General features: G+C 34.1%; 19 protein-coding genes, 1 tRNA gene, 1 pseudogene, 1 riboswitch and 1 other annotated feature. Of the genes and pseudogenes, 2 read left to right on the top strand and 19 right to left on the bottom strand.

Annotated features, from left to right (window positions below; all coding sequences use genetic code 11):
- Positions 1 to 462: 462 nt before the first annotated feature.
- The 8 genes from cax to NBE98_RS05130 form a co-directional block, all read right to left on the bottom strand.
- The gene (gene cax / locus NBE98_RS05165) at positions 463 to 1,509 is read right to left on the bottom strand and encodes a calcium/proton exchanger (protein WP_250813262.1); all 1,047 of its coding nucleotides are present in this window, start codon (positions 1,507 to 1,509) and stop codon (positions 463 to 465) included.
- A 187-nt stretch (positions 1,510 to 1,696) separates the two neighbouring features.
- Positions 1,697 to 3,088, bottom strand: a complete 1,392-nt coding sequence (locus NBE98_RS05160; RefSeq protein ID WP_250813260.1) for a glycine--tRNA ligase — start codon at positions 3,086 to 3,088, stop codon at positions 1,697 to 1,699.
- A gap of 252 nt (positions 3,089 to 3,340) precedes the next feature.
- Positions 3,341 to 3,508 (bottom strand) — a binding site (T-box leader).
- 75 nt (positions 3,509 to 3,583) lie between these two features.
- The gene (gene thiE, locus NBE98_RS05155; RefSeq protein ID WP_250813258.1) at positions 3,584 to 4,210 is read right to left on the bottom strand and encodes a thiamine phosphate synthase; all 627 of its coding nucleotides are present in this window, start codon (positions 4,208 to 4,210) and stop codon (positions 3,584 to 3,586) included.
- On the bottom strand, positions 4,200 to 5,036 hold the full coding sequence (gene thiM, locus NBE98_RS05150; protein ID WP_250813257.1) for a hydroxyethylthiazole kinase: 837 nt from the start codon (positions 5,034 to 5,036) through the stop codon (positions 4,200 to 4,202). Before thiM ends, thiE begins: the two co-directional genes overlap by 11 nt.
- Complete coding sequence (gene cytX / locus NBE98_RS05145; RefSeq protein ID WP_250813255.1) at positions 4,994 to 6,229, bottom strand: putative hydroxymethylpyrimidine transporter CytX; 1,236 nt, start codon at positions 6,227 to 6,229, stop codon at positions 4,994 to 4,996. Before cytX ends, thiM begins: the two co-directional genes overlap by 43 nt.
- Positions 6,222 to 7,046 carry a bifunctional hydroxymethylpyrimidine kinase/phosphomethylpyrimidine kinase gene (gene thiD / locus NBE98_RS05140; protein WP_250813252.1) on the bottom strand — a complete coding sequence of 275 codons (825 nt, stop codon included), beginning with the start codon at positions 7,044 to 7,046 and terminating at the stop codon, positions 6,222 to 6,224. Before thiD ends, cytX begins: the two co-directional genes overlap by 8 nt.
- A gap of 187 nt (positions 7,047 to 7,233) precedes the next feature.
- Positions 7,234 to 7,345, bottom strand: a riboswitch (TPP riboswitch).
- A gap of 76 nt (positions 7,346 to 7,421) precedes the next feature.
- Positions 7,422 to 8,414, bottom strand: coding sequence for a patatin-like phospholipase family protein (locus NBE98_RS05135; protein ID WP_250813250.1), 993 nt, complete (start codon positions 8,412 to 8,414; stop codon positions 7,422 to 7,424).
- Positions 8,415 to 8,564: 150 nt separating this feature from the next.
- A tRNA-Asn gene (locus NBE98_RS05130) sits at positions 8,565 to 8,639 on the bottom strand.
- Between the two features lie 357 nt (positions 8,640 to 8,996).
- Between NBE98_RS05130 and NBE98_RS05125 the strand changes: the two genes are divergently transcribed.
- Positions 8,997 to 9,350, top strand: a complete 354-nt coding sequence (locus tag NBE98_RS05125) for a hypothetical protein (protein WP_250813248.1) — start codon at positions 8,997 to 8,999, stop codon at positions 9,348 to 9,350.
- A 59-nt stretch (positions 9,351 to 9,409) separates the two neighbouring features.
- Here the strand turns inward: NBE98_RS05125 and NBE98_RS05120 are convergent, their stop codons facing one another.
- From NBE98_RS05120 to NBE98_RS05090, 7 genes are all read right to left on the bottom strand, one after another.
- Positions 9,410 to 9,970, bottom strand: coding sequence for a hypothetical protein (locus NBE98_RS05120; RefSeq protein ID WP_250813246.1), 561 nt, complete (start codon positions 9,968 to 9,970; stop codon positions 9,410 to 9,412).
- A 2-nt stretch (positions 9,971 to 9,972) separates the two neighbouring features.
- Positions 9,973 to 10,815 (bottom strand): hypothetical protein, encoded by an 843-nt coding sequence (locus NBE98_RS05115; RefSeq protein WP_250813245.1) that lies wholly within the window; start codon positions 10,813 to 10,815, stop codon positions 9,973 to 9,975.
- A 145-nt stretch (positions 10,816 to 10,960) separates the two neighbouring features.
- Positions 10,961 to 11,719: an ABC transporter permease gene (locus NBE98_RS05110; RefSeq protein WP_250813244.1), complete on the bottom strand. Its 759-nt coding sequence runs from the start codon at positions 11,717 to 11,719 to the stop codon at positions 10,961 to 10,963.
- Positions 11,719 to 12,450 carry an ABC transporter ATP-binding protein gene (locus NBE98_RS05105; protein WP_250813243.1) on the bottom strand — a complete coding sequence of 244 codons (732 nt, stop codon included), beginning with the start codon at positions 12,448 to 12,450 and terminating at the stop codon, positions 11,719 to 11,721. The genes NBE98_RS05110 and NBE98_RS05105 overlap by 1 nt, the downstream gene beginning before the upstream one ends.
- A 53-nt stretch (positions 12,451 to 12,503) precedes the next feature.
- Positions 12,504 to 13,427: an ABC transporter substrate-binding protein gene (locus NBE98_RS05100; protein WP_250813242.1), complete on the bottom strand. Its 924-nt coding sequence runs from the start codon at positions 13,425 to 13,427 to the stop codon at positions 12,504 to 12,506.
- A gap of 26 nt (positions 13,428 to 13,453) precedes the next feature.
- The gene (locus tag NBE98_RS05095; protein ID WP_250813241.1) at positions 13,454 to 14,197 is read right to left on the bottom strand and encodes a polysaccharide deacetylase family protein; all 744 of its coding nucleotides are present in this window, start codon (positions 14,195 to 14,197) and stop codon (positions 13,454 to 13,456) included.
- A gap of 173 nt (positions 14,198 to 14,370) precedes the next feature.
- Positions 14,371 to 15,006, bottom strand: coding sequence for an FMN-dependent NADH-azoreductase (locus tag NBE98_RS05090; protein ID WP_250813240.1), 636 nt, complete (start codon positions 15,004 to 15,006; stop codon positions 14,371 to 14,373).
- 251 nt (positions 15,007 to 15,257) lie between these two features.
- On the opposite strand from NBE98_RS05090, the gene NBE98_RS05085 reads away from it, so the two are divergent.
- Positions 15,258 to 16,028 carry a YkgJ family cysteine cluster protein gene (locus NBE98_RS05085; protein WP_250813238.1) on the top strand — a complete coding sequence of 257 codons (771 nt, stop codon included), beginning with the start codon at positions 15,258 to 15,260 and terminating at the stop codon, positions 16,026 to 16,028.
- Between the two features lie 53 nt (positions 16,029 to 16,081).
- On the opposite strand, the gene NBE98_RS05080 is transcribed toward NBE98_RS05085, so the two are convergent.
- From NBE98_RS05080 to NBE98_RS05065, 4 genes and pseudogenes are all read right to left on the bottom strand, one after another.
- Positions 16,082 to 16,966 carry a polysaccharide deacetylase family protein gene (locus NBE98_RS05080; RefSeq protein ID WP_250813236.1) on the bottom strand — a complete coding sequence of 295 codons (885 nt, stop codon included), beginning with the start codon at positions 16,964 to 16,966 and terminating at the stop codon, positions 16,082 to 16,084.
- Between the two features lie 209 nt (positions 16,967 to 17,175).
- Positions 17,176 to 17,355, bottom strand: a complete 180-nt coding sequence (locus NBE98_RS05075) for a hypothetical protein (protein ID WP_250813234.1) — start codon at positions 17,353 to 17,355, stop codon at positions 17,176 to 17,178.
- A 105-nt stretch (positions 17,356 to 17,460) separates the two neighbouring features.
- Positions 17,461 to 17,721 (bottom strand): annotated as a pseudogene (locus tag NBE98_RS22580) (methyl-accepting chemotaxis protein); the annotation flags it as partial.
- A gap of 116 nt (positions 17,722 to 17,837) precedes the next feature.
- Positions 17,838 to 18,920 (bottom strand): HAMP domain-containing protein, encoded by a 1,083-nt coding sequence (locus NBE98_RS05065; protein ID WP_250813232.1) that lies wholly within the window; start codon positions 18,918 to 18,920, stop codon positions 17,838 to 17,840.
- Between the last annotated feature and the right edge of the window lie 270 nt (positions 18,921 to 19,190).

Genomic DNA, 19,190 nt, shown 5'->3' with positions numbered 1-19,190 from the left:
TTTATTTTTATAGCAAAAAATAAAAAGCAACAAGAAGAGCGCTTTATTTCCTTAAAACTTTTAGGCATTTGGCTGCTAACTTTAGTCTACATAACCATCAACGACAAATTTCGCATGCCTGTCGGAATTATATGTGCTATACTAATCGTTTACAAATCTAAAAACAACAGAAAATCAAAGCTGGTTGCACTTTTGATTGGGATAATAAGTTTACTGCTAAGCTATTTATCTTTTTTGCTATTTAAAATATAAAAAGATTCATGTCGAAATTGTGCGAATTTATTTAAAATAAAAACTTTAAGTTTTACTATTGTAAAGCACAAAATATGTGTGCTATACTAATCTCGTGCCGTAAGGAAACATTAATATAATTCCCCATATTTTAATATTATAATATATCCCCATGATAAACCCCATTTGACACCGGATACCCCCATATCCGGTGTCTTTTTTTATTTAAAATTATGCAATATAATAATATCCAATGGTTATCATAACATAGATAGAAATGAGTATAGCCCCTTCTAGCCAATAGGTTTTTCCATCTTGAAACACAAAGAAGGACATTCCTACTGCTATAAGTGCAATTATAATTTGAAAGGTGGTAAATACGAAAGTCATAGGTACTGCTGTAAAGAATGCAAATATAATCAAAATCGGGGTAACAAATAGAGACATCTGTATGCTGGAGCCTATAGCTATTTCCAAACTTAAATTCACCTTATTGTTAAGCGCACTAATTATTGCTGAAACATTTTCTCCAATGTTGCCTAGTATGGGAATAAGTATAATTCCTAGGAACTCCTGAGAAATCTTATAGGTATTAACTATGTCCCTAATATTATAAATAAGCTTCTCGCTCAAGATATACAGAAGTACCGTTTCTAAGACTAGGCCCATAAACAGCACCTTTATATTTTTGGATTTCGTTATTTCTATCTCTTCTTTATTTTCACTAACTACAAACAAGTTACTATGCGTATACAGTGAAAATATAAGTCCTAAAATATAAACCAGTATAAGTACTACTGCCATTTTAACGCTTATGGCAGAGGACATTTTTACTGTTAATGTGCTGTATCTGTTTAAGGAAGCCATAAGGATTATAGCTGACATTGCAAGCAGCAGCATATTAAAATTTGTTCTGGCTACGAGCTTATTAAATTCCTGCTCTTTATATTTAATGCCTCCAAAAAATATTGAAATCCCAAGCACTAAAAGCATGTTTCCTATAATTGATCCTATAATAGAGGATTTTACCATTGTAAGCATCCCATATCGAATGGACAAAAGCCCCATCATAAGCTCCGGAAGATTGCCAATAGTGGCAGCTAGAAGGCCTCCTTTTTTATCGCCAATCAATTCAGATATATCCGAAGTAAAGTCGCCTAACAAAATAGCAATAGGAATTATGCCAATGGAATATAGAATAGCGTTGATTAGGCTTGAGGGAGTTTCCACAAATATAAGTACAAGTGATATTAAAGTAAAGATATAAACTTTTTTCATAAAATTACACCTTGTATTATTAATCTCCCTTATAGGTTATTCAAAAGGTAGTAAAATGTTACGAAAGAGATGAATACAGCAGAATTACCTTGAAACGCAAAAGCACACTTGGTTTACTCTCAAGTGTGCTTTTGCGTTTTATCTAATACAAGTTGTATTATTATAAATATTTATTTCTAGCTATTAATTAAAACTCTAACTTTTCTTCAATAAACTTTTCAAGCTCATCAATGTTTAATCTAACCTGCTGCATAGAATCTCTGTCTCTTAAAGTAACTGTGTTATTTTCAAGAGTATCAAAGTCTATAGTTATGCAGTATGGAGTACCTATTTCATCTTGTCTTCTATATCTCTTTCCTATGCTTCCTGCTTCATCGTATTCTACGTTGAATTTCTTTCTTAGCATATCATAAACTTCAGTAGATTTTTCTGAAAGCTTCTTGCTTAGTGGAAGTATTGCTGCCTTAAATGGCGCAAGTGCTGGGTGAAGGTGAAGCACTGTTCTAACATCACCGTCTTCTAAGGTTTCTTCATCATAGGCATCGCACAGGAATGCAAGAGCAACTCTGTCTGCACCAAGTGATGGTTCTATGCAATATGGAACATATTTTTCATTTGTTGTTGGATCCATATAGCTCATATCCTCGCCTGAGTGCTCAGCATGCTTCTTAAGGTCATAGTCTGTTCTGTCAGCTATACCCCAAAGCTCTCCCCATCCGAATGGGAATAGGAATTCTATATCTGAGGTTGCGTTACTATAGAAGGACAACTCTTCCTTTTGGTGATCTCTCATTCTTAAGTTATCCTGCTTCATGCCAAGATTTAAAAGGAAGCTCCAGCAATAATCCTTCCAGTATTTGAACCATTCTAAATCTGTTCCAGGCTTGCAGAAAAATTCAAGTTCCATCTGCTCAAATTCTCTTGTTCTAAATATAAAGTTTCCTGGAGTTATTTCATTTCTAAAAGATTTACCTACTTGAGCTATACCAAATGGAACCTTTTTTCTTGAGCTTCTTTGAACATTCTTAAAGTTAACAAATATACCTTGTGCTGTTTCTGGTCTTAAATAAACCTCTGACTTTGAGTCTTCAGTTATACCCATGTAGGTTTTGAACATAAGATTGAACTTTCTTATGTCTGTAAAGTTCTTCTTACCGCACTTAGGGCAAGCTATATTGTGCTCTTCTATATAGCCCTTAAGCTGTTCATTTGACCAACCATCAGCGCTTGCAGCAGCAGCACCCTGCTCTGTCATGTGGTCCTCAACTAACTTATCTGCTCTGAATCTTGACTTACAATCTTTACAGTCCATAAGTGGATCTGAGAAACCTCCAACGTGACCTGAGGCTACCCAAACCTGGCTGTTCATGAGTATAGCACAGTCAACACCAACATTGTATGGGCTCTCTTGTACAAACTTTTTCCACCAAGCCTTCTTAACATTGTTTTTGAACTCAACACCAAGCGGACCGTAGTCCCAAGCATTTGCAAGACCTCCGTATATCTCTGAGCCCGCAAACACAAAGCCTCTGCCTTTTGCCAAGGCTACGATCTTATCCATTGTTTTTTGTACTGCCATGATAATTCCTCCTTTTATTTTAGTCGGAAGCACTGAGCAATTAAGCTTACTCGCTTCCATTCATAAATTATTGGTTTAAGACATAACGAGAAAAGAATATTACAATATAAGAATATAAATTGTTAAAAAGTTATATTTTTATATTTTTAAAAAGTTAACAAGTTAACTTTTTATGCTGTTGTTTAAAACAGCTATTCCTTTCCCTCTTTGCTTCATGTTATTTTGTGCTGTAAATAAAAAAAGCCTTTGCCATCAAGGGACGAAAGAAATTCTTCCGCGGTTCCACCCTTGTTGGCAAAAGCCCTGCTTTACAACTTAAACACTCAAAAGCTCCCTTCGCAATAGTCCTTTAACTGTTTTCACCAACCACAGCCTCTCTTTAAAACTTCTACCGCTACTCTTCTTTCTCATCATGTAATATTTATTTATATACTATTCTATAGCATATTAGAAAGTGTTGTCAATAATATGATATTATTAGCAGAATTATATAATTTATACTTGCACTAATTTCTTCATAAGTTCTGCAGCTGCCCTTACATCACTTTTACCAAGAATACAAGAGATAACAGCTATTCCATCAATATTTGCAGCTTTTAATCCCTCTACATTATTTTCATTAATTCCTCCAATTGCTACAACAGGAATTGATACGCTTTTCTTTATTTGCTTTAAATCCTCTAAAGAAACAGCTCTAGCGTCCTGTTTTGTAAGTGTAGGAAATACAGCACCGACACCAATATAATCTGCGCCATCTTCTGCAGCAGTTTTAGCCTCTTGTAAGGTTGCTGCAGAAACTCCCAATATTTTATCAGACCCAATAAGTTCTCTTGCAAGCTTAGCAGGTAAATCTTGTTGTCCTAAGTGCACTCCTGCAGCATTTACAGCTAAGGCAATATCGAGTCTATCATTAATAATTAAAGGTATATTATGTTTATCAGTTATAGCCTTAACCTTAGAAGCAATTTCATAGAACTCTGCTGAGTTTGTGCACTTTTCTCTAAGCTGCACTGCTGTAACACCACCTTTTATAGCTTCCTCTACAGCAGCACATAATTCTCTATCAGCCAGAACTTCTCTGTCGGTAACAAGATAAAGACTATAATCTATATTAGGCTTCATTTATCTTACTCCTTTTACATAAATTTTCCTCACATAAATTAAATATAGCATCTATAAGCTTGACCTTTAGTGTACCTGTTCCCTCATCTTTTTTATTCAAGCTTTCATAAGCAATTTCCCCTGCTATGCCCATAGATACAACTCCTGAAAGGGCAGCCAAAAGCTTATCCTCTCCCGCACCTAAATAAGAACCAATAAGAGATGTGCACATGCAGCCTGTTCCTGTAATTTTAGACATTGTTTCATGTCCATTTTCAACTGAATAAAGTATAGTTCCATCGGTTATTATATCAATTGCGCCGGTTATAGCTATTATCGTATTAAGCCTAAGCGCAAAGTCTTTTGCCAGCTTCTTTACAGCTTCAAGCCCACCATCCTTGCCTTCAAATGTTTCTGAAGAATCTACACCTCTTGTTTGGGCTTCTATACCATACAGTGTTTTTATCTCAGATAAGTTTCCTCTTATCACTGACAGTTTTATTTCGTTCATTATCCTTTTGGCAGTTTCTGTTCTATAGGAAGTAGCTCCAGCTCCAACAGGATCTAAAACTACAGGTACGCCTAGTTCATTGGCTCTTTTTCCTGCTTCAAGCATAGCTTCAACAGTTCTGCTGTTTAGGGTTCCTATGTTTATTACTAATGATGAAGCTAAAGAAACCATATCCCTAACCTCATTTATATCATCTGCCATTACAGGTGAGCCACCAATAGCTAAAGTAATATTAGCACAGTCATTAACTGTAACGTAGTTTGTTAAATGATGCACCAAAGGCTTCTTTTCCCTTAGTTTGTATAATAGTTTTGAGATTCTTTTACTAGCTTCCATTTATTAATCATCCTCCATGACAAAATATATATTACTCCTGTTATAACCATTACCGGAGCAGTAGCCCCTAAGAAAAAGTCTAGCTTAATAAAACTATAGTAAATTCCAATTCCAATAATCCAAATAAGAACAGCTCCCCAGTTTATAAGTATTCCGGGTTGTACTTTTGTGTTTTTCTTTAAGATAAAGTAATCTGTTATTACAATCGCAAACAGCGGTGCAAAAACTGAACCTATTGCATATAGAAAGCTTTCATAATTCTCCATAGGAAATACTACTGCTACTACAGTTCCAACAACAGCCATTATGACTCCGATAGTTTTTTCACTCATTTTAGGCATAAGATTTATAAAGGAAATACCTGCTGAGTAAACATCCAGGAAGGTGGTTGTTACTGTTGAAAGAACTACTATCCCAAGGGCTGTAATGCCTAAATTGGCAGCAAGCATCATAGCTGAAGGGTCAGCATTATTGGATACAATAGCAGCACCAAGACCTATTATAAACATCCAGGAGCTTCCTAAAAAATACCCTACAAAGCTTCCATAGGCTCCACTCTTTTCACTTCTGGCAAAACGTGTGTAATCAGCTATAAGCGGAAGCCATGAAAGTGGCATAACCACATTTAGTTCTATTGCTCCTCCAAAGGAAATCCCTTCACTAGCTGCCTTTGAAAGCAAGGCTGCATCCTTAAATATGATAGAGCCTAGAACTAAAGTAAGGAGAAAAAGCAATAATACAGCAGCAGTATTTAACTTTTTCATGCCAGCTTTTCCAAACCAAATCCACAGGGCAGTAAGAATTCCTATAAATAAGCTGCATAATAGAATACTGTCAAAGTTCCATAAATTTTTTGATATTAGATTTATGGAATTTGCTGCAGATCTTATCATTACTGCAGTCCATCCAATAAGCTGAAGTACATTCAAAACAGAAAATAAGTAAGTCCCATACCTCCCAAAGGAAATCCCAGTTGAAGTTATAGCTGGTATCTTTTCTCTTGCGCCAATAATTCCACCTAGTACAAAAATTCCTGTTCCTATTAAGTGTCCAAGTAAAATGGCAAGCACCCCTGTTTTAAAGCCCAGTGGAGCTATAAGCCCTCCAGTCAAGATTTCTGCAATTGAAACTGCAGCTCCAAACCAAAGAAATACATAGGTCCAAAATCCAAGTCTTTCATCAGCATTAATCATTTAGCAATCCTCCTTTCTTATATAGCTCATAAAAATGATGGGTTGGTCCACAGCCATGACCTATATCTAAGGAATGTTCTATAGCTGTAGTTATATATTGCTTGGCCCTGCTAACTGCCTCCTTTATAGAACAGCCAAGCGCCAGGTTTGCAGCTATAGCAGAGGATAAGGTGCATCCAGTTCCGTGGGTATTTTTTGTAGGTATTCTTTCCGAATGAAAATAGGTAAGCTCCTTACCATCATAAAGTACATCCACAGCTTCTCCTTCCATATGCCCTCCTTTTAGAAGTACATTTTTGCAACCAAGCTTATAAATTTCTTTTGCCCCTGCCTCCATTTGCTCAACAGTTTCTATAACCTTAATTTTAGAACCTACTTCCTTCAAAATCTCTAAGGCTTCAGGTATATTAGGAGTTATAACATAAGCGTATGGGACTAAATTTTTAATTAAAGCACTTTTAGCCTCTGGCTTTAAAAGAGCATATCCACTTTTTGATATCATTACAGGGTCAAGCACAATTCTTTGAGCCTTGTATTGCTGAAGCTTATGACTTATAGCATTAATTGTTGAAGCTATAGAAACCATTCCTATCTTTACTGCATCCACTTCTATATCTGTAAAAATAGCATCAATCTGCGCTTTAATTATTTCCTCATCTATATCCTGAACAGCGAAGACCCCTTGAGTATTCTGCGCAGTTATAGCGGCAATAACACTCATTCCATATACTCCATTAGCACTAAAGGCTTTCAAATCTGCCTGTATTCCTGCACCTCCACAGCTGTCAGAACCCGCAATAGTCAATACCTTTTTCATTTCTTCTCCACCTTTCATTAAACTAATTAAGTATCCTTATTGGCACGAAACAACTTTGACTAATCTAATACCTTGAGCATTATGTAGATTTTAAGTTTCCTCATGCAGTGCTTACTAAAATAATCAAAAAATAAAAAGCACGAATCCATAGGATTCGTGCTAAAAATCTTGTACTACTAGCTAATAATAATACACTACAAACATCTTCCTACGCTGGTATTACCCAGTTCAGGTTCATAGGGTCAAAGAATTATGGTTCTTAATCTCAGTTGGCCTATCCAACACCCCTGTGTCAAAAACGATATTAATTTTTACACCTTAATCATAGCATGTCAAATAAATACTTTCAACTATAAATTATCCATTATCCAATAGTTAAACATCCATTCTTTTCAACTTTCTTACTTCTCTAAAGCCGTTGTTTAGATTCATTAGCTGCTTCAGCTTTCTGAATTCATCATCCATAGTTTGCTTTTGGAGCATCAGTATTTCTAGGTTTTTACTTATGCCTTCATAATTTTCACTTATGAATTCACCCATATCTTTACCACTATGGTAGCCCGCAAAGACCTCCCCAAAAATTGCTATCCCATCCTTGTAACCTTCAAGAATTCTATCTATAGCATCATGCTTTGAGAAATTCAGGGTTCCTCTAAGCCATCCTCCCAAATCCTTTGAAGGAAGCATTTCTATTATCTTTGCGTTCGGATACAAGCTTTTGTCAATTCGTCTTCTTTTGTTGAAATATATAACGATTATTATATCGCAGCCAGCATCGTAGAGAGGCTTAACAGGAATATTGTCTACAAGTCCACCGTCCATATACCACTTCTCATTTATGCACTCTTTTTCAAATACGAGAGGTATAGCAGAAGTAGCATATAAAAGAGTTTTTAATGACTCTGTCTTAAAATCCTTAATATTAAAATACTCTGCCTTCACCTCTGGAACCTCAGAGCAGCATACATAACATTCCTTACCCGCGGTATTCAGCAAATCATAGTCCACATATTTTTCAATGAGTTCCTCAAGCCCCGCCCTTGAAACAGTTCCATATTCCTTTAGCTTCTCATCCATCTCCAAAAGATTTCTCAGGTTATTTTTAGTTTTTCGAATAAAATATAAATTTCTAAGTATAAGCTTTTCGTCTATAGGAAGCATTTTCTCCTGAGATATATTAATCCATATATCCTCTGCCTCATCGTACTTTTCCTGCAAAAACAACATAGCATTTAGGGCTCCTATTGAGGTTCCCGAAACAGCTTTTATATCTTTATCAATTCCATAGGTCTTAAGCGCTTTCCAAGCTCCTATTTGATAAGCTCCCTTGCCTCCGCCCCCGGCAAATACCAATCCCATCTTTGTCATACAGCATTTCACCTGCTTTAATATTTTATAAACTCAGCAGCATCAATTTACAGCATAATATGTTAATATTTTACTATCGCTAAGTATAAAAAAGCAATGCCAAAACTGACATTGCTGGTTAACTTTATGTAAATGTTCAAAAAATAAAAATGGCTCCGTGGAGAGGACTCGAACCTCCAACCCTTCGGTTAACAGCCGAATGCTCCGCCATTGAGCTACCACGGAATGCTCACTACATTTGTTATTATAGCAGATTGCAGAAAAAATGCAATAGGTTTTTTGAAAAAAAATTATATGTTAGAAATAATTTATTTTATCTCATTCTATAAAGATTTTTAGTAAAATAAAGTGCATAATTTCATATAACTAAGTTTTAAAATGGGTGATATTTTGATTTTATTTGACAGTCATATACATACAAAGTTTTTAACTGATTCCCAGATGAACATTGAAGAAGCAATAAAAAAAGAAAAAAGCTGAGTATTGCTATGTTAATTAATTATTTACAATGTTGCCACCATACTGCAATACAGCTGCCTTATTATATAGTTAAATCAAATAAGAAAAGGAGCTGTAAAAGCAATGGATGAAAATAAAAATCCAGTTGAGCAAAACTTGAATATTACTAATGAACAAAAGGTAGAAGGAGCAACTTCCTCATCAGATATAAGCAAAGTAAAAATAGTAAGTGTTTTAAAGCATAGGTTTAAAAATATGAAGCCAGGCTTTAAAAAAGCAATTCCCCTTATACTTGTAGGTATCATATGCTTTGCTGCTGGTATTGGAGTTGATAGAGCTTTTATAGGTAGACGAATAAATAGGAACTTTAAGGATAGACCTGGAATAAATCAGAAGCTGCCTAACAATCCTAATATGAATAAACAAAATGGTAAGAACAATGATAATTCATCTTCTAGAGGTTCTCAAAAGCAATAAAACCTTATAATAAAAAATCTGCAGCCACTCCCCCTTGGCTGCAGATTTTTTTGTTATCTTTAATCTTTTATTAATTCTTTGGATTTTCTAAATAAGCCCATTAAGAGTAAAGCTGCAACTATGTTAAGTATTAATGGAATAAACATAAATCCAGCTACATCTTTAGGCATATTTAAAGAAAAAGGCATGTAGAAGATAAATATAACATTCAGTATAAAATAAAATCTGTAACGATCTCTTGCATTTTCTTTAAGCTGCTCTTCTCCCCTGCTTTCAGATACTAAAAATATTCCCTTGCAAATTATATAGTACATATACAAGCTAATTAGTACAGATGCAGATGATAATATCATAATCCAAATAGAAGCATCACCAAACTGACCTTCTAGCAAATTTACATTTTTAGGCTTAAAAAGTTCTATCAAACTTATAACAATTAAAATTGAAGCAGGAATCTTTCCTCTCTTGAATATGGGATTTTGTTCTTCCAGATTAATTAAGGCTGATAAAATCAACATATATCCCACAAAATTGGGGAGGATATCAAAAAATCCAATATTGAAATTGAAAACTACTAAAAACATTCCCCAGAACAGTTTGTTATAGCTATCATAATACATACTTATTCCCTCCCCTGTGCTTTCAGCAACTCCTTGATATTATACCCCTTAGAATGCTGCTGCCAGTAGTTTATAATCTGGAATGTGCTTTTCTCCCTGTAACCATTTGAATCCTCAGTTAAAACCTCTATCGGCAAGCTATACACATAAGAACTTCTTATATCATTTTTATCAAGTCTAAAACTATACTCTATACTGACATTTTCATTTGCTTTAATATTCATTGGCAAGGAAATATCGTTATAATCTTGACCATTAATCCTAAACTTTAACGCATCACCAACAATTTCATTAAATCTAAAGCTTAGTCCAAGTATTTTTATATCTCTTCCTGCAATAAAGCTTGCTGATCCAGTATTATCACTGCTGGAAGTAGAACCGCTATTCTTCAGATTTAATGTTTCCTTTTTGTCTGGCGTATCACTATATAAATATATTTTTCCCAAATCTACAGTCATGGTTTTGCCATCAGAAAAATGTACTTCTGCTTTTGTTATTACTTTATTTTTTAAATCAGCAGGAATTTGTTCTGCCTTTCCGTTAAACATATTTATTCTTAAATTTTTCATTTTGTAATATATTCGCTCAGAATTCCATTCAGTCTCAACAAAAGGCACATATTGCTTGTTAAGCTCTGGAAAACTTATAATTACTACATTCTGAGCAGAGTTGATATTTTGAAGATAAAAAAGCTGAAATTCAGACCATCCAGAATTGATATTATAATAATGCTTTAAAAAAAGAGGCTCCTTAAGAACTCGACTGTTGTAATAAAATACATTTACTGTCCAAGCTGCTGCAAGAAGTATAAGACCTGTCACTATTAACTTTTTACTGTAATTCATTTTTCCCCCGCCCCAAAAATATTTTCTATCTATATACTAATATTACCATATTTGCATATCATCTAGATATATCAATAAATAAATTCATAAACAAAAAAGGTTAACAATTCTTAGCTTAATAAAAGCATAAAATCGTTAACCGTTCTTATTTCGATATAAACATCCATGGACAAAGCTTTCTTTCCATTAAATCTATAAGTTTAAGTATAAAAAGCCCCATCAAGCTTAAAGCTAAAATGCCTGCAAACATTTCTACATACCTAACCATTGTCCATGCGTTCATTATAAAATAACCTAATCCATAGGTAGTAGCAAAATTTTCACTAAAAAATAAAGCGGATATACTTATGCCTATACTGACCCTAAGTGCTGAAATTATCTTCGGAAGCACAGCCGGTATAACTAGATTGGTAAATATCTGGCCTCTGCTTAACCCTAGTGATACCACCGAATCAAAAAGCTGCGGCGAAATTTCCTTAACTCCATCTCTTGCTGCCAAGAGTATTGGAAAAATTATAATAGTTATAATAAGCACAAGCTTTGAACTATCACCTAACCCAAGTAATATCATAAAAACCGGTAAAAAAGCTATTTTGGGTATTGGATACAAAATGTAGGCTGCAGGCGAAAGAATTGAATCTGCGAGCTTGTTCATGCCTATCCACAATCCTAAAGGAACTCCTATTAAAACAGATATTAATACTGCTGCCAATATCCTATATAGACTTGTGCCTACATGAAGCAGCAAGTCTCCACTAAGCAGCTTTAAAAACATAATTGTAGTTTCTAGAGGTGCTGGGATAACCCTAGCATTTATAGTCATATGCATAAGCTGCCACATTAACAAAACTATAAACATACCTATTAAAGTTCTGCTATTAATAATTCTCTTTAGAAAATTCATTAACCTTCACCTTCATAAAGCCATTGTCTAACTTCTGCACATATACTGTAGTACTCAGGCTTGGACCTTATATTTTCATCTCCGAAGTACGGATTATCAATTATATGCTTAATAGCTGACCTTTCCATTACAACTATTTTTTGTCCCAGAAAAACAGCCTCCTCGATACTGTGAGTTACAAGCATCATAGTCATAGGTTTTTTCTTATATATACTTAAAATCAAATTTTGAATATGTTCCTTCGTTATAGCATCAAGCGCAGATGATGCCTCGTCTAAAAGCAATACATCAGGCTCCGTTACTAAAGTTCTTGCTATGGAAACTCTCTGCTTTTGACCTCCGCTAAGCTGCTCTGGAAACTTATGCTTATGCTCTATTATATTTAATTCTTCAAGAATTGCATCAACCTTTTCAGCAGTAATAGTCTTATGAACTCCTCTGGCTTTAAGCCCTAACACTACATTATCCCATACAGTTTTCCAAGGAAGAAGCCCATTGTTTTGAAGTATTATACCAGTTTCTTTCCTTACTCCTTTAAGCTCAGTTTCATTAATTTCAACATTTCCGTCACAAGACTTTAAAAGCCCAGCAATAATATAAAGCAGAGTAGTCTTCCCGCATCCAGAGGGTCCAATAATAGCACAAGTCGTATTCTTATAAATATTTAAATTTATATTCTTAAGCGCAGTTTCATTTCCGTAACTATAGCTTAAATTCTTAATCTGAATCATATTTTAAAAAGCACCTCTCAGTTATCTACGAACTTAGTCTACAGTCTAACCCCCTATTCTATAAACTTGAAATTGCTTACGTCTTCAAATTTATAATCTTTCTTTACTAAGCCTTTTTTCTTTGTCCATTCTAGAACGCTGCTAAAAGTTTCAGGGGTTATCTTTCCTGCCTTTTCATACTTAACTCCACTGCTTAGGTATTTTCCTATAGCATCAGGGAAGCCATACTTGCTTAGTATTTGGCTGTATTCAGAAGCATTCGTAGTGTTCATATACTCCACAGCCTTATTATAAGCTTTATAAAAAGCCTTAACTTCCTTCTGATTATCCTTCAAAACTTTTTCATCAAACATTAAAGTTCCAGCTTTTAAATTATATTCCTTAGAGGTTGCAAGAAGCTTAGCTCCTTGTGACACAAGCATGCCAGCTTGAGGCTCAGTAAATATAACTCCACTTATCTTATCAGCTAAAATTGCCTCAAAACGAGCTGTAAAAGAAGGAATAACAACGGTTTTATAGGTTATATTATTCTTTTTAGCCATTTCGTCCATTATATACTCCAAAACAAAGTTAGGTACTATGGAAACATCTTTTCCATTAAGCTTTTCAAAGCTATCTATACCTGATTTTGGAGAAGTTAAAAGCTTAAAATCCTCATTTATATCTGAGGTAATTTTCATATTAACTCCTGCCTCATGAAAGGTTAATGAGGTCATAACATCTGCTATTGTTGCGTCAAGCTTTCCAGCTTGTACAGCAACGTTTCTGTCATTAGGGGCATTAAAAGGAAGAAGCTCTACATTTACTCCTTCTTTTTCATAAAATTCTTTTTCCTTAGCTACAATTATAGGAATTGCAGATTCAGCTGGCAAAAGTCCAAATTTTAAAGTTTTGCTAGCTGTTTGCTGTTTTGTGCAACCAGCTAGCATAGTTATTGATGTAGCTGCAGCTAACATTAGTGCTAATACTTTTTTCATAAGTTTTTTCATCCTCTCAATAAATATTATTTAAATATACTTTTAAACTTCTCTAGGTTGTAAGGGAGTATTACAGCATTTCTATGGAGCTTTAAAGGATTTGTTCCCTTTGTGTTCCTTCCAGCTTCAGAAGTAAATGCAAGCAGCGTTCCAAGCTCTTTAAGCCACTTAATATTATCCTCTGAATAGCCGCCAAAGGGATAGGCAAACATATGCTTAACATTTACAAACTCTTCACAAGCTTTGTAATCTTCATCAAAGGTTTCCTTATCTACCACCTGTATAGCAGTCAAGTTATCCTTTCTTGTATGCAAGGCCTTTGTATGATTTGCATATTCAAACACATCACTCATAGCTTCTAGCTCTAGCCTAGATAAACAAACAGAACGAGTTGTTGAATATTCCCTAGGTTCATCAAATAGCCAATCCAAAGTTACAAACCCAACAGCGCTAAAATTATATTTCTTAAGTATTGGATATGCATATAAAAGCTGTGACTTATACATATCATCAAAGGTTATAAGCACTGATTTTTCTGGAAGCGCTTTGTCATTATAATAAAAATCAACTACTTGCTGTAGTTTTAAAGTTGTATATCCATTTTCATAAAGATACTCCATCTGCCTTTCAAATTCTTCCTTAAAAGCAAATAAAACCTCAGGAAGTATATCCTTATACCCCTGCTTAACTTCAATACCTTCATAAGTATTTCTATTGTAGTCTTCTTTTTTAATAATTTCGTGATACATAAGTATATTAAATCCGCTCAAAACTTACTTCACCCTCCCTTAGCTATGAACTTGACTTCATCTTTCAAACTTCACAATATATAATGTTATCTCATTAAATTTTACATGTCAAACTTATAACAAATGCAAAAATAAAAAGGACACTAATAGCCTTAAAGTTATTAGCATCCCTATGTTTATTACTATCTTACTATTTAAAACTGTCTTGCTGCTTCCTTAGCCCTTAGAACAGCTTCAACCATTATTTCTTGAGCCTTGTCTGGCGCTGCATTCATGCCCTCAGCTATAATAGACTGCTTGTCAGTAATTCCAACAAAACCTAAGATAGCATTTATATATTTGTCACCCATTTCTACAGCCGCTGCAGGTCCTTGTGAATATATCCCGCCTCTAGCTTGAATATGAACAGCCTTTTTATCTTTTAATAATCCGACTGGTCCATTTTCAGTGTACTTAAAGGTCTTGCCAGCAACACAGATACTATCTAGATAAGACTTCATTCTTGCTGGCACAGTAAAATTCCAAAGAGGAGTAACAAATACATATTTATCAGCAGATATAAATTGCTCTAGTATAGAGCCCATAGCTGCTATTTTTTCTTGCTCCTCTGAAGCTAGTTGTTCAAAGGAAAATCCTTGTGCAAATTTTCCCCAGGCACTAAATACTACCTCATCTATCTCTGGTACTGTCATGTTGTATAAATCTACATTAATTATTTCGTCTTTTGGATTTGCTTCTTTGTAAGTGCTAACAAAAGCTTCTCCCATCGCTATACTAAAGGATTGCTCCACACTTTTTGGATTAGCTGTTATATATAATACTTTTGACATTATTATCTTCTCCCTTAAATCTTACATGATTAATTTGCATCAACTTACTTTATGTAACTATAATATTATAACTAATAATAATTGTCAAGTAATAATATACAACAAATTATTAATTAATTCTATGTGTCAATTCTTTTTTTAGAGATGGTTTTATAAATTAATTTATACTATAATAAATTTATGAATTTAAAATTATTGATTATTCGAATTATACAGTACATTGCGTGAATATAATTAGGGGGGTTATTGATATGCAAAATTTAGCTAAAACTGTATCAATTCCAAAGGAGAACTTATGCATTTGCGGTAGCGGTAAAAACTTCGGAGACTGCTGCTCTCATAAGAATCACACTTATGAAAGCTTGCTCATAGATGAAACAGGGGCAACAATAGTCTATGATCAGAGCGAAATTTTAAACTTAGTAAAAAGCCTAAATAGCTTTATTGAAGCAAGAGTAAATAACATTGCCACTAAGCTATCTGCTGAAGAAGCTTTAAGAAAATTAAAAAAGCTTTATCAGAAATTTGGAGAAGCGCTTAAACCTATATCAAACAGCACTTCCTGCAAAGCAGGCTGCAGCCACTGCTGCAACTTACTTGTCTTAACAAGCCAGCTTGAAGCAGAATTAATAAATCAGTACATAACCACTCATTTTTCTCAAATTGAAATTGAAGAATTTAAAAGAAAAATAGAAAAGCATAAAGAGTTACTTAAAAGCATTCTACCTCTTAAGGACGGTTCTTTCTCAAAGGAAAGTACTCAGGCTTATTTATCCTCTAACATTTCCTGTGCTTTCTTAGACAGTAATAATTGCTGCAGCATTTACGAAGCAAGACCTTTCATATGCAGAAAATATCTCGTATTTAATAGTCCAGAACTATGCAAAAATCCTTTCAGTAAAACAAATCAATATTATGCAGGTTATCACACCACCGTAAAGGACACCATCATAAAGCTTAATCAGTTGACCTATGGACATGATTATAAGTACAAGCACTTGCTAAATTGGTTTATTGAATAATAAAAAAGCTAGTAATACATATTCTAAATTCCACATGTACTACTAGCTTTCTTTTACTTTTTCTTTGGACCTTTTACCAGTTCTTTAAAATATTCAATCTCATATTTGCTGCTGATAGCATGTCTAGATAGGTTATAAAACCCATCAGATTTCCTCGCTCGTCCATAGAAGGTCGTTACTGCAACCTTATATTCCAATTGCTCTAAGGCCTTAATTGTATCATCATTATACTCACCATATGGATAAGCAAGATACTTCACTTCTCTTCCCAATATATTCTCTAATCTTTTTTTAGAGTCTCTTAGCTCTTTGTATTGTTCATCATAGGAAAGATTACTTAATCTTGGATGTGTTACTGTATGAGCTTCAATCCTTACTCCATTTTTATCTAGTTCCTTAATTTGATTTGAGTTAATAAACTTATTATTGGTATCAATCGTTGAAGTAATATCAAAAATAGTAGCCTTAAATCCTAATTGTTTTAGTATAGGATAGGCATTAGTATAATTATCTACATAACCATCATCAAAAGTAATAACTATTGGTTTTTCAGGAATGGGAGCATTATTAGAAAAATAATCATAAACTTCATCCAGGCTTAGGGTTGTATATCCATCATCCTTCAAAAACCTCATCTGTTCAGCAAATTTTTCCTTCGGTACACACATTTCATTGGTAGGTGAGTAATCTACATAATGGTACATTAAAATTGGAATGTCTTTATCACCTCTATGAACAATTTTATCAACTTTTCTCTTAGCCCTAGCTTTTAACCCTCTAAAAGAATTAGGCTGCTTTACATCTTCATAAAAATTTAACTTCTCTATCCTTATTCTATTCTCTGCCTGAATCTTAGCATTTCCTTTTCCCCGAACTATAGAATTTGCTGATGTACTGTCATTAAATAAGGTGATGCTATTATTTAATATCAAAGTCATAAAGATAACACCCAAAATTAGAATTAATGCCGAAGAAAAAATAATAAGGTGTTTTTTTGAAATATGTTTCTTCCATCCCACTAATACTCACATCCATTTTCTAATATTTCTGTCATTTTAAAAATTATACCATATTATTCACAAAAAATTAAGGACTTAGCTATAATTTTTATTGTCACTACTACTATAGTTAAGTCCAAATATTTATATTAAAATTTGTATTGTTTTATACTGCTTACAACATTATTAATCATATTATCCAGCCTTTCAACCGAAGCTACTATTTCTTCCATTGCTTTAGACTGTTCCTCTGCCGAGGCACTTATTTCTTCAGTTGCTGCAGCAGAGTGCTGAGCTATAGAAGCTATACTTTCAACAGAGCTTAGCACATTAATTCTTAAATGATCAATTTCTTTTATATCCTTATCCAGATATTTTATTTCGTTTACTGTATCATTTACCGTGACATTTATTCCATTTAATGCTTCTCTTGAGGTTTCTATTGCAGTTTTAACACTACTAATAAGAGTCTTAGACTCATATGTTGCTTTACTTATATCTGCAATGCTATAAGAAACCTCATTTACTATCTGCTGAATTTCCTTAGCAGATAAAGCTGCCTGCTCAGCGAGTTTCCTTACTTCTTCAGATACGACAGCAAAACCTCTTCCATGTTCACCTGCTCTTGCAGCTTCTATAGCGGCATTTAATGCCAGTAAGTTTGTCTGCTCTGCAATAACTGTAATTGTCTGCAGTATATTATTTATAGAAGCAGATGCAGCAGATAACCCTTCAACCTTGTCAGCTATGTTTAATGCTAAGTTTGAGTATTGTCCAAAGCTTTTCTCAAGGTTGCTTATGGAAGTACTGCCTAATTCATTTTTTCCTTCATAATAGTTGTGTTCGTATTAGCTAAATGTAATCTGTCAGATATTTCATGCACCTTTTTTGACAAATCATTTGCAAGTTCATAGCCTCTAGTTGCCTCTTCTGCCTGGTCAGAACTGCCGGCAGCAATTTCTCCTACATTTGTTGCTATACTTTCACTAGAAGCACCAGTTTCTTCAGCTGACCTAGCTATTATATGTGAAGCTGCCGCCAACTCCTCAGATGAGTTTTGAATACTTAACAGCACATTCTTGATGTTCTCAATCATTTTGTTAAAGGACGCTGATAAAATTCCTAGTTCAGTATGGTCTTTAACCGTAAGAGCCTCTACTTGCAAATCATTATTTGATACCTTGTTAGCTATACCAACTATTTTAATAATTGGTCTCGTTATGTATAAAGCCATCATTCGCCCGCAAATTGCAATAATAAAGCTTGCGCCAAAAGCTATAAATACAGCTAAGGTTTTAAGTCTCTGAAGACCCTTGTACATATTTTCAACATCATAATCCACACCAATAAAACCTATAACCGTATCATTATCCTTTATTGGATAATATGAACTTATAACAATTCCCCACTGGCCTTCGTTTCTCATCTTTGTATCTGTAAAAACCTTGCCGGAATAAGCTACATCATAGCCTACACTGGACTTATCTAAATCACCTATGTGAGACAGACCTTCTTCATCCGACCCATCAACTACATACATGAACTTTCCATCATCAGTTTTTCTCATAGTGTAGACATACTTTGAACCGCTTATTTTTCTTACCTTCGAAAGACTTTCTCTCATGTTTATATAAGAGGCTTTCTTTTCATCCTCAACAGTTTTAAGCTGTTGAAATTCTTTAACATCAATATATTCCAAAGCACCTTTAGCTATGCTGGCAGCTTTTTCTGCCATATTCTTAGATATGATACTGCTGCTTATTCCATATAGCAATGTGGATAAAGATGTTATCATTATTACGGATAGAATCAAGAATGTAAATGTTATCTTTGTCCCTAACCTTTTAAAATAACCAAGCTTTAAAGTGTTACCTAAGTCTGTTTTATTACTCATAATACTTTCTCCCCTGCATTTATGACCTCTTAACTCTTGTGTCTCTTGAGTTTCCTGAGACACAGCAATTCAAACTGTTGTATCCTCTCCTATTTCCTTTTTACGCTACTCATATCCTATGGTAGGCCTAAATCAATGTTAAATTAATCACAAAAATACACATACGGAGAAATTATATCATACTATATATGTCTAAACAAGATACTTTATGTTGAAATCTCATTGAAATTATAAAAGTTTGTTTTAATAATTATCGCTTTATTAATTATC

Origin of the sequence: Clostridium swellfunianum (assembly GCF_023656515.1) — a bacterium.
GTDB classification, from domain to species: domain Bacteria; phylum Bacillota; class Clostridia; order Clostridiales; family Clostridiaceae; genus Clostridium_AT; species Clostridium_AT swellfunianum.
This window is presented reverse-complemented; position numbering and strand designations above follow the sequence as displayed.

Coding starts and splice junctions, on each gene's coding strand:
- cax (WP_250813262.1), bottom strand. CDS start 1,509: ATGAAAAAAGTTTATATCTTTACTTTAATATCACTTGTACTTATATTT.
- NBE98_RS05160 (WP_250813260.1), bottom strand. CDS start 3,088: ATGGCAGTACAAAAAACAATGGATAAGATCGTAGCCTTGGCAAAAGGC.
- thiE (WP_250813258.1), bottom strand. CDS start 4,210: ATGAAGCCTAATATAGATTATAGTCTTTATCTTGTTACCGACAGAGAA.
- thiM (WP_250813257.1), bottom strand. CDS start 5,036: ATGGAAGCTAGTAAAAGAATCTCAAAACTATTATACAAACTAAGGGAA.
- cytX (WP_250813255.1), bottom strand. CDS start 6,229: ATGATTAATGCTGATGAAAGACTTGGATTTTGGACCTATGTATTTCTT.
- thiD (WP_250813252.1), bottom strand. CDS start 7,046: ATGAAAAAGGTATTGACTATTGCGGGTTCTGACAGCTGTGGAGGTGCA.
- NBE98_RS05135 (WP_250813250.1), bottom strand. CDS start 8,414: ATGACAAAGATGGGATTGGTATTTGCCGGGGGCGGAGGCAAGGGAGCT.
- NBE98_RS05125 (WP_250813248.1), top strand. CDS start 8,997: ATGGATGAAAATAAAAATCCAGTTGAGCAAAACTTGAATATTACTAAT.
- NBE98_RS05120 (WP_250813246.1), bottom strand. CDS start 9,970: ATGTATTATGATAGCTATAACAAACTGTTCTGGGGAATGTTTTTAGTA.
- NBE98_RS05115 (WP_250813245.1), bottom strand. CDS start 10,815: ATGAATTACAGTAAAAAGTTAATAGTGACAGGTCTTATACTTCTTGCA.
- NBE98_RS05110 (WP_250813244.1), bottom strand. CDS start 11,719: ATGAATTTTCTAAAGAGAATTATTAATAGCAGAACTTTAATAGGTATG.
- NBE98_RS05105 (WP_250813243.1), bottom strand. CDS start 12,450: ATGATTCAGATTAAGAATTTAAGCTATAGTTACGGAAATGAAACTGCG.
- NBE98_RS05100 (WP_250813242.1), bottom strand. CDS start 13,427: ATGAAAAAAGTATTAGCACTAATGTTAGCTGCAGCTACATCAATAACT.
- NBE98_RS05090 (WP_250813240.1), bottom strand. CDS start 15,006: ATGTCAAAAGTATTATATATAACAGCTAATCCAAAAAGTGTGGAGCAA.
- NBE98_RS05085 (WP_250813238.1), top strand. CDS start 15,258: ATGCAAAATTTAGCTAAAACTGTATCAATTCCAAAGGAGAACTTATGC.
- NBE98_RS05080 (WP_250813236.1), bottom strand. CDS start 16,966: ATGACTTTGATATTAAATAATAGCATCACCTTATTTAATGACAGTACA.
- NBE98_RS05065 (WP_250813232.1), bottom strand. CDS start 18,920: ATGAGTAATAAAACAGACTTAGGTAACACTTTAAAGCTTGGTTATTTT.